10 protein-coding genes are annotated in these 12,523 nt (G+C 46.8%); 6 read left to right on the top strand and 4 right to left on the bottom strand.

Annotation, left to right across the window (positions count from 1 at the left end; translation table 11 throughout):
- Positions 1-48 precede the first annotated feature (48 nt).
- Positions 49-2,631, top strand: a complete 2,583-nt coding sequence (locus tag PKOR_RS18280) for an ABC transporter permease (RefSeq protein ID WP_338047496.1) — start codon at positions 49-51, stop codon at positions 2,629-2,631.
- Between the two features lie 116 nt (positions 2,632-2,747).
- Entirely contained in the window at positions 2,748-3,584 is an 837-nt protein-coding gene (locus PKOR_RS18275; RefSeq protein WP_046312560.1) for an SDR family NAD(P)-dependent oxidoreductase, read from the top strand.
- 210 nt (positions 3,585-3,794) lie between these two features.
- Here PKOR_RS18275 and PKOR_RS18270 read toward each other — a convergent pair whose 3' ends face one another.
- The 3 genes from PKOR_RS18270 to PKOR_RS18260 form a co-directional block, all read right to left on the bottom strand.
- Positions 3,795-4,157, bottom strand: coding sequence for a CoA-binding protein (locus tag PKOR_RS18270; protein ID WP_046312558.1), 363 nt, complete (start codon positions 4,155-4,157; stop codon positions 3,795-3,797).
- A gap of 159 nt (positions 4,158-4,316) precedes the next feature.
- Positions 4,317-5,894 carry an NAD(P)/FAD-dependent oxidoreductase gene (locus PKOR_RS18265; RefSeq protein WP_046312556.1) on the bottom strand — a complete coding sequence of 526 codons (1,578 nt, stop codon included), beginning with the start codon at positions 5,892-5,894 and terminating at the stop codon, positions 4,317-4,319.
- 176 nt (positions 5,895-6,070) lie between these two features.
- Positions 6,071-7,036 (bottom strand): tryptophan 2,3-dioxygenase family protein, encoded by a 966-nt coding sequence (locus tag PKOR_RS18260; protein ID WP_046312554.1) that lies wholly within the window; start codon positions 7,034-7,036, stop codon positions 6,071-6,073.
- A 288-nt stretch (positions 7,037-7,324) separates the two neighbouring features.
- On the opposite strand from PKOR_RS18260, the gene sdaAB reads away from it, so the two are divergent.
- Genes sdaAB through PKOR_RS18240 form a run of 4 tightly spaced genes read left to right on the top strand, consistent with a single transcriptional unit; the run spans position 7,325 to position 11,865 of the window.
- Positions 7,325-8,002, top strand: coding sequence for an L-serine ammonia-lyase, iron-sulfur-dependent subunit beta (sdaAB, locus tag PKOR_RS18255; protein ID WP_046312553.1), 678 nt, complete (start codon positions 7,325-7,327; stop codon positions 8,000-8,002).
- Between the two features lie 14 nt (positions 8,003-8,016).
- The gene (locus PKOR_RS18250) at positions 8,017-9,474 is read left to right on the top strand and encodes a TolC family protein (RefSeq protein ID WP_046312552.1); all 1,458 of its coding nucleotides are present in this window, start codon (positions 8,017-8,019) and stop codon (positions 9,472-9,474) included.
- Between the two features lie 4 nt (positions 9,475-9,478).
- On the top strand, positions 9,479-10,870 hold the full coding sequence (locus PKOR_RS18245; protein WP_046312550.1) for an efflux RND transporter periplasmic adaptor subunit: 1,392 nt from the start codon (positions 9,479-9,481) through the stop codon (positions 10,868-10,870).
- Between the two features lie 5 nt (positions 10,871-10,875).
- A complete protein-coding gene (locus PKOR_RS18240; protein WP_046312549.1) occupies positions 10,876-11,865 on the top strand; it encodes an NAD(P)H-dependent glycerol-3-phosphate dehydrogenase in 990 nt (329 codons plus the stop codon).
- A gap of 45 nt (positions 11,866-11,910) precedes the next feature.
- On the opposite strand, the gene PKOR_RS18235 is transcribed toward PKOR_RS18240, so the two are convergent.
- Complete coding sequence (locus tag PKOR_RS18235; protein WP_046312547.1) at positions 11,911-12,417, bottom strand: hypothetical protein; 507 nt, start codon at positions 12,415-12,417, stop codon at positions 11,911-11,913.
- Positions 12,418-12,523: the final 106 nt, after the last annotated feature.

The following is a 12,523-nucleotide window of genomic DNA, read 5'->3' as shown; positions in this document are numbered from 1 at the left end:
GGGCTAGCCTGCTCATATGTTACATCACTCTCTTTTAAACTAAAAACAGTGTCAGACACCATCATACATTTACCTGAAAAGAGGTCCTTAAACATTCGCTGGCTGCTGAAGATGGGGTGGCGCGACAGCCGCCGCAACAGAGGTAGGCTCGCGCTTTTCATCTCCTCCATAGTTTTGGGTATTGCAGCCTTGGTCGCTATCAATTCATTTGCGGACAACCTTAGAGCAGATATCGATAGCCAGGCAAAATCACTCATTGGGGCTGACTTAGTGGTTGCCTCTAATAAGGAAATAGAGGAGAACCAACAGCAACTGCTGGATTCTATCGCCATCGGCGGTGACCGCTCCGATGAAGTGCGCTTTGTGTCGATGGTGCAGTTTAAAGCCTCTGGCGGAACAAGGCTTGTGCAGGTCAGAGCGCTCGAGCGGGGAGGTTTCCCGTATTACGGAGCCATAGAAACAGAGCCCAAGGTTGCGAGCCGTACTTTCAGGGAGGGCGGCCGAAAGGCATTGGTAGATCAGACGCTCTTACTGCAGTACAACTCTAAGCCCGGCGATTCTATACAAGTCGGTAACCAGACCTTCGTCATAGCTGGTGCACTTCATAAAATTCCTGGCCAATCAGCCATGACGGCCACTATTGCCCCAGCAGTTTATATTCCGCGTCAATACCTCAAAGAAACAGGCCTGGTGCAAAAAGGGAGCCGTGTTAGCTACTACCACTACTATAAGCTGGCCGAAAATACAGATCCGGATAAGCTGGTAAAGAAGCTGGAAAAAAGATTTGATGAGGCAGGCTTTGGCTATGATACCATCGAAAGTCGCAAAGAAAGCACTGGTAAGTCTTACGAAGATTTAGCTCGTTTCCTGGCACTGGTTGGTTTTGTTGCCCTGCTGCTAGGTTGCGTAGGTGTGGCAAGTGCTGTACATGTGTATATCCGAGAGAAGCTGGCAACAATTGGGGTGCTGCGCTGCCTGGGTGTCAGTGGTAAACAGGCGTTCCTGATTTATCTGTTTCAGGTAATGGCTATGGGTTTGATTGGCTCCGTTGTAGGTGCCGTACTAGGGAGCCTCATACAGCTATACTTGCCAGAACTGTTCAAAGCCTTCCTACCTGTGGAGGTGACAGTGGCTGTGTCCTGGGCAGCTATACTGCAAGGTATAGCTATTGGTGTGGTTGTAGCCGTGCTGTTTGCGCTGCTGCCATTGCTTTCTATTCGCAAGATATCACCGCTCATCACGCTACGTGCAGGTATTGAGCATGTCTCTAAGCAGCCTGACAAGTTAAGATGGGTAGTATACTTCCTGATTATTGCCTTTATCTTCTTGTTTTCATACTTCCAGCTTGGTACCTGGCTACAGGCTTTATCCTTCACAGGAGGTGTGCTGGTTGCTTTTGTGGTGCTAGCTTTAATTGCAAGGCTGATGATGTGGCTGGTGAAGCGCTTTTTCCCGGTAAACTGGGGCTACGTGTGGCGACAGAGCCTGGCAAACCTTTACAGGCCGAACAACCAGACCCTGTTGCTTACTGTTTCCATTGGCTTGGGCACAGCGCTAATTGCTACGCTCTTCCTGATGCAGCGCATCCTGTTAAGTGAGGTTGCCTTTGCTGCCAGCGAGAACCAGCCGAACATGGTACTGTTCGATATTCAGAATTCCCAAAAGGAGGAAGTTGCTCAGCTGACAAAAGAGCAGGGGCTGCCTATTCTGCAGATGGTGCCTGTAGTAACAATGCGCCTGGAAGAAGTGAATGGCCTTACAGGAGCTGATGTACGTGCTGATACGACACTTGAGATATCAGAGCGGGCCTTTACCCGTGAATTCCGTGTTACTTACCGCGATTCTCTTATTAATTCAGAGAAATCAGTGGAAGGAACCTGGAAAGGAACCGTTACTGATCCTGATAGGCCTATACCTATCTCAGTAGAAGGTCGTTATGCTGAGCGCCTTAAAGCTGGACTTGGCGATACGCTTGTGTTCAACGTGCATGGCGCGTTGGTGCCAACTATTATCACACACCTCCGTGAGATAGAGTGGAACCGGGTGCAGACAAACTTCCTGATTGTTTTCCCGAAAGGAGTGCTGGAGGAGGCGCCACAGTTTCATGTGCTCATGACGCGTACGCAGACAGATGACGAGGCCGCTCAATTTCAGCAGACACTGGTGCGCCAGTTCCCGAACGTTTCTGCCATTGACCTGGGACTGATATTGGAGACTCTGGATGATATTCTTGGCAAAATTTCCTTTGTGATTCGCTTTATGGCCCTGTTTAGTATAAGTACTGGATTACTGGTGCTCATCGGCTCGATCAATAACAGTAAGTATCAGCGGGTGCAGGAGAGTGTGCTGCTACGTACCCTTGGCGCTAGCAGAAAGCAGATATTAAGTATAAATGCTTTCGAATACTTGTTGCTGGGTGCATTAGCTGCCGGAACAGGCATTATACTTTCATTAGGAGCTAGCTGGGCTTTGGCTGTATTTAGCTTTGAGGTAGCCTTCGTTCCAGATTTATCTCCGCTGTTGCCAGTTTTTGCTGGTATAACCACCCTTACGGTGTTTATCGGAATGTTGAATAGCCGTGGAATTCTGAACCGCCCACCGCTAGAGGTGCTCAGAAGGGAGGCTGCATAGTAAGATTAGGCTTGGGAAAGATTGTTGTCTCTGTTCCACTGTTGGTAACCTAAACCTAAATGTGTTGGTAAAAACAAATGCTTATGCCTGTGTAGTAGGTACCCACACATTAAACTATGAAAACGATGAAAGAAGAGAACAGAGGAAAAACAGTTTTGATCACCGGTGCCTCCAATGGCTTCGGAATGGAGTTTGCAAAGTTGTTTGCCAAAGATGGCTTTAACCTGATTCTGGTGGCACGCAGTACCGAGCGCCTCAGAAGACTAGGCTACTACCTGCAGGATGAGCACCAGCTTGAGCATGTTTGTGTACTTAGTGCCGATTTAACACGACCAGAAGCCCCTAAAGAGGTCTATAACGAAGTTAAAGCTAGTGGGCAGGAGGTCGATATACTGGTAAACAATGCAGGTGCGGGTGTGCACGGCCTCTTCTACGAGACTGACCTGGAGCGTGAGAAAGCGATTATCCAGCTGAACATCACTACTCCTGTAGAACTGACCAAACTCTTCTTGCATGGCATGAAGCGCCGTAATTCGGGTAAGATTCTGAATGTGGCCTCAACAGCTTCCTTCATGCCTTCGCCACTGATGGCCATCTACGGTGCTACAAAAGCCTTCTTATTATCTTTCTCAGAAGCGCTAACGAACGAATTGAAAGACACAGGAATCACAGTGACTGCCCTATGCCCGGGCCCAAGTAATACCATGTTCTTCCGCAGAGCGGGAGCGGCTCATAGTCGTGTAGCCAATGGCCCTCTTTCTGAGCCTGCTGATGTTGCTTTAGACGGTTATAAGGCTCTAATGCATGGGGAAACTAGAGTAGTGTCAGGTTTAATGAACAAGCTACAGGCAGCAGGTTCTAATTTCTTACCTGATATGGCTCTCGCTGCTACTATGCGCCATATGATGGAAGAAGAGGATGACGAAAGTCCTTCTAAGGAAGACATTTTATAAGTAACAGAGGGATAAACACTAATAAGGCCTCCGTTGTACTTTAGCTACAGCTGAGGCCTTTTGGTTACTTCCTAAAAACAAAGCAGGAACCTGTATGGAGGTTCCTGCTTATTTAGAACATAGACAACAAATGCCATCTGTCCTTCTTAATCATTTATACGTATAGCCATTTAGGAGGTTATGCCTCTTAGAACAAATTTTTATACTTTACTAATAGCTGTCAGTGGCCAACATAACCAACGTACAGTGGTGCAGCGTCTCGATATTAGCGTCTTCTGCCATTTGTTCTAATTCACGGTTTTCTGTACCGGGATTGAAGATGATACGCTTAGGTTTAAGGCTTAAGATGTAATCATACCAAAACGGTTGGTTTTGTGGGCCAACATACAAGGTTACTGTATCTACATCTTGTATAGGTTCAGATTTATCTGTGATGATCTTCTTGCCACCTACCTCAGCATTCTTGATGCCGACTGGTACTACCTCATGCCCGTGCTGCTGCAGTCTATGTACAGCTTTGTAGGCATAGCGGGTAGGGTTGTCAGTCGCACCCAACACAACTGTCTTTTTCATATTACTAATTGATTCAAGTTCAACATTGAGTATACTTATTGTACCTGTATGCGGTTAAAAAGTTAATTAATGTAAATTTTCACACCAAGTACAGTGCAAAAAATAACCCTCAGAAGTTCTAGCTACTGAGGGTTATACTGCAGGTATTTTTGTTAATTTCTATATAGTGACTCCTGCTCTAAGCGCAGCCTTTTCAGCGCAACGCTCACCGTCCATTGCTGCTGATACGATACCACCTGCAAAACCAGCACCTTCCCCACAAGGGTATAGTCCTTTTACCTGCACATGCTCCAGCGTATCGCGGTCACGAGGAATGCGAACAGGAGAGGAGGTGCGGCTTTCAACGCCTACGATCTGCGCCTCATTGCTCAGGTAGCCGCGCATCTTGTTACCAAAAGTTTTGAAGCCTTCCCGTAGTCTGAAACCCATATCGTCAGAGAACAGGTCGTTCATATCTACTGGCACCAAACCTGGCTGGTATGACGTTTCCAGTAGTTCACCGCCCGATTTGAAGCGGGTAAAATCGTGAAGTAGCTGTGCTGGGGCAGCCTGTGTACCACCTGCCATTTGGCATGCCTTCTGTTCCAGGGCCTGCTGCATGCGTAAGCCTGCTAAAGCGCCATATTTTTGCAACTCCATATCTTCGAGTTCAATGGCCACTACAATTCCTGAGTTCGAAAAGCGGGAATCCCGACGGCTCGGCGACATACCATTCACAACAACTTCACCAGGTGCTGTAGCTGACGGAACAATGAACCCACCAGGGCACATGCAGAACGAAAATATGCCGCGCTGTCTGTTCTTGTAGTGGGTTTGGTGCACCAAGGCATAAGAGGAAGCAGGTAAATAAGGTCCACGATCTTCACACTTATACTGGATGCTGTCTATAAGGCTTTGCTGGTGTTCTACACGCACGCCCATAGCAAAAGGCTTTGCTTCTATAGTAACACCTTTTTCATGCAGCAACTCAAATATGTCGCGGGCGCTGTGGCCTGTAGCAAGTATAACAGCTTCACCCGTATACTCCTGGCCATCCTGCGTTACGGCACCTTTCATTTCGCCCTGCTCCAGAATAAAATCAGTCACCCGCTTACCAAAGTGCACCTCACCTCCAGCGTTTCTGATGGTTTCCCTGATGGCCTCGATGATTTTAGGCAGTTTATTTGTGCCAATATGCGGATGAGCATCAAAAAGAATATCAGGAGTGGCTCCATGCTGTACCAAAATCTGCAGAATGCGCTGTAGATCGCCACGCTTTTTTGAGCGGGTATACAGCTTGCCATCAGAGTATGTGCCTGCTCCACCTTCACCAAAGCAATAGTTTGAATCAGGGTTTACAGTATGCTCTTTATTGATAGCTGCTAAATCGCGGCGGCGACTGCGTACATCTTTTCCTCGTTCCAATAGAACCGGCTTTAAGCCTAGCTCTATACAACGTAAAGCTGCGAAAAGACCTGCCGGGCCTGCTCCAACTATCACAACGCGATTAGCATTGGTAACATCCGGGTAATAATACTTTGGGGATATAATATCAGACGGAGGATTGTCTAAGTATACGTCGGCTCTGACGCGCACCTGCACCTGGCGGCCACGGGCATCGATAGAGCGTTTAACGCGGTGCAGAAATTTTACATCTTCTGGCTGCACCTTGGCGCTTTTTAAAATCTCCCTTTCTAATTGCTGGGCATCAAAAGCCAGCTCTGGCGGAAGCACCAGATCCAATTCTTTCTTTCTCATGTACGGTAGGTAAGGTAGTTAGCCTTAAACTTGGTTGATGTAAGTAGGCTGAAGGGTTAATCTAATCATTCAGCTGTAGGTATGTAACAATATAGTAGTGTGGCTAATTCAATTATTCAATAAAAAAGCTTGCACTATGGCTTCATTGAAATTTTAGTGGAATAAGAGCTTAAAGACTAGATGTCTCCATTCAATACTTTATCAACCCAGCCCTTACCCCAATCTTGCAGCTCTTTTTCGCTCCAAATTTCGGGATAAAAAATGCGTTTTTGGAAGCGTGGCGGCAGATATTTTTGCCAGTTAGTGCCACCAGTTGCAGCAATTACCTCAGGGTCGCGTTGCAGATAGCGTACGGCAGATTTGTAGTGCATCAGCGGCCAGTTTACATTTACATTACTATCAAGGTCGCGCAGCGCTTGTTTTAGCTTTGGGTTTTGCTGGTCAGCCTCCGGCAGATTCTTATATACATGCCAGACATTCTTGTGCTCGTATTCTTTGGCAAAGCTGATGAGGTGTGCTGTATACTTTTCCTCAAACTGCAGCAGCGTAAGGGTTTTGGCTCCTGAGGCAACTTCTGTAGCGCCTTCTCTCCAGTAAATGCAGCCGATCATTTCTTCCTGTGTGCTTTGCAGACCTAAAGCGGCTCGTTTAGCCTTATCTACCAGGTTGCGCAGGTCAGTAGATGCTATCTCTATCATCCGGTACTGTACCGACTGAAAACCACTGGCTGGCATCAGAGCCATTCTGAACTGCAGAAACTGCTTTGGGTCCATACCATCCACCATCACATCAAAGGAACTGATCAGGTTATCAAAGTACCTGTTAATGCGCTTTAAGCGTCTCAGGAGCATGTCGGTAGTAAGTTCTTTATCCTCACCTATTTGTTTATACTCCTCCAGGCAAAGTTTAAAGTACAGCTCCGTAATCTGGTGGTACATGATAAAGATCTTCTCATCCGGAATATTGGTGCGAGGGTTCTGCAAACTCAGGAGCGTGTCGAGGTGAATGTAATCCCAATAGGTAAGAAAGCTGGTATGATAGAGGCCTTCAAGGTAAGCTGCTAAATCCTGCCCAAGAGGCACATACTTTTCCTCCAGCCGCTTCAGTTGTTCCAGCACTTCAGGTTTGAACGAATGCTCCATTTGTAAGACGTGTAGTTGAGGTGGTTCTCGCAAAAATAAGAAAACATTTAGGAGTGGTGTCTCAAAGAATATGGCTCCTGCTATACTTATACCGCTTTCATCAAAAAAAGAATGAAAACAAATACTAAAGAGGCTGTTATTACAGCTTTCAATTTTGGCTTAGTAGGAGGTGATACAGGTTTTGTAGATGTAAAGCTGGTATTTGTAGAAATAAAGCTAAATTAACCCCTAAAAAGCGCAAAAATGCCGCTAAATTGCTAAATTTGGTTTTTACGATATAATGAGAATATGGCTGAGAAGAGCAGTGTTTTTGATATGATTGGGCCCGTGATGATAGGACCATCCAGTTCTCATACAGCTGGCGTGGTACGAATTGCAAGAGCTGCCATCCGAATTTTGGGTGCCGCCCCGGAAGAGGCGATCGTTACTTTCTACAACTCCTTTGCCCGCACTTATGAGGGCCACGGCAGCGACAGGGCCATAGTAGCCGGTCTGCTGGATTTCAAGACTGATGACAAGCGCATCAAAGAGGCTTTTGATTATGCGAAAGAGCGTGGGCTGAAGTATACTTTCAGATCTGTAGGCAATGCTTCTACCATGCACCCCAATACCATAAGGCTTAACCTGAAAGCCGGTGCCCGAGAGGTGGAAGTGGTTGGCCAAAGCCGTGGCGGAGGTGTCATTAATATTTCTGAAGTGGACGGATTTTCAGCAAACTTCTCAGCTACGCTCCATACCCTCATTATTGATGCGGCTGATGTGAAGGGAAGTATAGCCTTTATTGCTTCGGTTCTGGCGCACGACGATTGTAATATTGCCACCATGAGCGTGTCGCGCAAAGGAAAAAATGAGCGCGCTCGGCAGTTTATTGAAATGGACTCAGGCATAAAACCAATCACACTAGAGTACCTCAGGCAGCTGGACTGGGTGAAGCATGTGGTTTACATCCCTAACATAGACCTATAACAAGTACTGTTACTATGAAAAAAACATCAAAAGTCCTTTTAATGGCGCTGGGACTGTCTGTTGCAGGTACTTCCGGTGCCTGGGCCCAACAGGACCCCAGTGGCGATGGCGTATGGTCGCTGCAGGAGGCTGTGGAGTATGCTCGGGTAAATAACCTGCAGGTGCGCCAAAGTAACCTAAATCGTAAACTAAACGAGATAGAGTATAAGCAAGCGCAGCTAGACCGATTGCCAATCGTAAACGCTAATGGCAGCTATTTCTTCAATACAGGTTCCTTCCAGGATCCGGTAACCTTTTCGGTGCAGACCCAGGAAGCACAGACGGCAAATTTCTCTGGCAGTGCCTCTATGCCTCTTTTCCAGGGCTTCAGGCAAACAAATTTAATAAAGCAAACAAGGCTGGAGTTGGAGGCAAGCCAGCAGGATGTGTTATCTACACAGAATGACATCACGCTGCAGATTGTCACCTCTTACCTGAACATTCTTTTTTCTGATGAGCTTATAAAGACATCGGAACTGCAGCGCGACGCTACTGGCCAGCAGTTAGAGCGTACGCGAAAGCTTTTTGAGGCTGGTAGCGTAGCAGAAAACTCTGTACTGGACCTGGAGTCGCAACTGGCCACAGATGAGCTTAATGTGATCAATGCTATTAACCAGCGCGATGTGTCTCGCCTGAATCTGATGCAGCTGCTCAACCTGAAAACAAGCGAGGAGTTTTCTATTCAAATTCCTGAGTTACCAGAGCCTGAACAAAACCCTCTGATCGTAGATGGTGAACAGGTATATGATGCGGCTGTGCAGACTTTGCCTGCTATCAAAGCAGCTGACCTTAGGGTGAAAAGTGCAGAAAAAGGAGTAGCCGCTGCAAGAGGGAATTACTTCCCTCGTCTAAGCTTAGGTGCCGGTATTAGCACCCGTTACTCCAGCACCACAAACTTTCTTGTAGGCCGGGAAGATCGGTACATTGAGCAGGTTTTCTACACCAACCCGCAGGGTACTGAGCAGCAGTCTTTCTACATTTTGCAACCTTCGCCTATCTACAGCGACTATTCATTCTTTGATCAGGCTAAAGACAACATCGGTAAGCAGTATGGTTTACAGCTATCTATACCGATATTCAATGGTTTTCAGGTACGGAACAGCGTACAGCGAGCCATTGTGTCGCAAGAGAATGCGAACTTGAGTGCCGATATTGCCAGAAACAACCTGCGCCAGACTATAGAGCAGGCGTATGTTGATGCCGTTGCAGCCAGAAGAAGGTACACTGCTGCCCGTGAGCAGGTAAGAGCCACAGAGCGTAACGTACGTAATGCAGAACTACGACTTAACTCAGGTATCATCAACTCAGTTGAGTATGTGATTGTGGCAAACACCTTCCGTAGTGCTCAGTCTGAGCTGCTGCAGGCTAAATACGATTACTTCTTCAAACTAAAAGTTCTGGACTTCTACCAGGGTAAAGACATATCTTTCTAAAACTATGGCTAAGAAAAAATCTAGGCTTATCCCTATCCTGATTGGTGTACTTGCACTGTTAATAGTTGGTATTGTTGTAGCAAAAAAATCTGGCTGGATTGGCCAGGATGAAGGCACAGAAGTAGTGCTTGCTGAAGCAAAACCTGCCGACATTGTAGAAAAAGTTAGTGCCTCAGGTAAGGTGCAGCCGGAAACAGAAGTAAAAATTAGCCCTGACGTTTCTGGGGAGATTATTGAGCTTAATGTAGAAGAGGGCGACTCGGTAGTAAAAGGCCAGCTACTGCTGCGCATTCGCCCTGATAATTACCAGTCTATGGTTGATGCGCAGCAAGCTGCTGTTAATACCCAACGTGCTAATCTGGCACAAGCTAAAGCAAGGCTTTCTCAGGCTCAGGCTAACTTTGCACAGGTGGAGCAGAGCTATAAGCGTAATAAGCCCCTGTTCGAACAGAAAGTAATCTCTCAGTCGGAGTGGCAGGAGATCGAGGCTAATTATTTAGCTACCAAGTCAGAGGTTGAGTCTGCTCGCCAAAGTGTAAGAGCAGCTGAGTACAACGTGCAGAACGCACAAGCATCGCTTAAAGATGCCCGTGAGAACCTGAACAAGACCACCATTTACGCTCCTGTAAGCGGTACTGTTTCCAAGCTGAACGTTGAGCAGGGCGAGCGCGTAGTAGGTACTTCACAAATGGCTGGTACGGAGATTATGCGTATCGCCAACCTGAACAACATGGAAGTACGCGTAAACGTGAATGAGAACGACATCATCCGCGTTGCGCTTGGCGACTCTGTTGATGTTGAGGTAGATTCTTATGCCAGCCGTGATGAGAAATTCAAGGGTATTGTAACAGCTATTGCCAACACTGCAAAGGACGCTACTACACTGGAAGCCGTTACAGAATTTGAGGTTCGTATTCGCCTGCTTAATAACTCATACGAGCATCTGCGTGAAAACACATCCCGTCCGTTCCGACCTGGTATGACGGCTTCTGTGGATATCATCACAGATAAAAAATCTAATGTTTTATCTGTACCTTTGTCGGCAGTAACTACTCGCTCTGCGAACGCACAAGGTGTAAGTAAACCAGAGGAAGAAGATGCTCCTGAGCAGAACCAGGGACAACAGCAGCAGACGACTGCTCCTGCTGCCGTGGTAGAAGAGGTTGTTTTTGTGTATGATGAGGCTTCTAACACCGTTAAATCTGTGAAAGTAAAAACAGGCATCAGCGACTTTGAGAATATTGAGATTCTTAGCGGGGTTGATTCAGGTCAGAAAGTAGTGGCTGGCCCGTTCAGAGCAGTGTCGAGCGTACTAAAAGATGGAGCTAAGGTGGCGGTAAAGGATGAAAACACGCTTAACAAGCAAGCCCTTGCCGCAGATACGAAACAAGATTAACAGGATTGGAAAAAATAGCAGTACTGGGAGGGGGGAGCTGGGCAACAGCCATAGTTAAGATCCTCTCTGAAAACAAGTCTCAGGTAAACTGGTGGATGCGCAACGAAAACGATGTGCAACACCTGATCAGATTCAGGCATAACCCACGGTACCTAAGCCAGGTATCGTTTGACCTGAACTATGTTAAACCATCCACAGACATACAGGCTGTTGTAGCCTCTTCGAATTGGGTAATATTAGCAGTGCCAGCCGCATTCGTGCAGCTGGCACTTGCCGATTTACCGCCAGATGCTTTTGAAGGTAAGGTGGTGATCTCAGCCATCAAAGGGATGATCCCGAAAGAGAACATCCTGATTACCGACTATATCAAGTGCCGGTTTAGTGTACCTGATCAGAACCTGCTGGTAATTGCCGGCCCCTGCCACGCGGAAGAGGTTGCCCTGGAGAAACAGTCTTACCTTACCATTGGCTCTCACAACTTAGCCACGGCCGAGAACTTCTGCGAGCTGCTTCGCAACCGCTATGTTAAGGCTAACCCGTTAGATGACTTGGATGGCGTGGAGTACTGTGCCGTAATGAAAAACATTATAGCTCTGGCCTGTGGTATAGCCCGCGGACAGAACTACGGTGATAATTTTCAGGCGGTGCTGGTATCAAATGCTATGTTTGAGATAGAACGCTTTCTGGATGCTATTATGCCGCTACACCGTGACCTTAGCGGGTCTGCGTATTTAGGAGACTTACTGGTGACAGCCTACTCACAGTTTAGCCGCAACCGTACCTTTGGTAACATGATTGGGCGAGGCTATACTGTTAAATCAGCGCAGGTTGAAATGAACATGGTGGCTGAAGGCTATTATGCGGTTCAGAGTATCTACGAGCTGAACAAAAAGCTAAAAGTAGATATGCCTATTACCCGAGCAGTTTACCATATCCTCTACGAGCGTATCTCTCCGACAGTGGAGTTTGAAATTCTGAAAGATAAATTCAGGTAGTATAATCAGTTACCAGAAGGCACACCCACATAAGGTGTGCTTTTTTTATACCTTGGAATGACGCATGGTATCATCGCCTAAGGCACGGTACACACTCATCACGGTTATAGCAGCAGTAAAACAGATGCTGTAAACAGTTGTTAGAACCAAGTATTCTGCAAAAGGAATAAAATGTAGTTGCCGCAAATCTATAAGCAGCACCATGATAGTTGCCATACAAGCACCGGCTAGGGCAAACATGAAGGCTCTGTTAAACGTTCTGGAAGGCAATCTATCAATGAGCGTTTGGCTCTTCAGGTGCCAATGTAAGGGTAAAACCTGGCGTGTACGTAGCGCCCGCCGAGTAGCTTTAGTGGCTATCCATCCAAGTATAAACCCAAACACGACGCTGTAGGCAAATAAATGGGTAGAAACGCTTTGCTGCCCCCAAAGCGGAACCCCGGCAGAAGGAAGCCAGAGCATCATTGTAAGAAGTATACTAATGGCGCCTGAACCAACTGCCAGTAAAGCTAACAGCGCGATCAAAAACCTATAGTTAAGGCTTATCTGCATGTGTCTAATTTTGTATTTTCCAATTACTTATACTTTATAAACGTGTATAAGGATGTACAATAGAAAATATGCTGGGTTTTAAAAATACAGTAAAGTAGTCCCTGAG

Origin of the sequence: Pontibacter korlensis (assembly GCF_000973725.1) — a bacterium.
GTDB lineage: Bacteria > Bacteroidota > Bacteroidia > Cytophagales > Hymenobacteraceae > Pontibacter > Pontibacter korlensis.
This window is presented reverse-complemented; position numbering and strand designations above follow the sequence as displayed.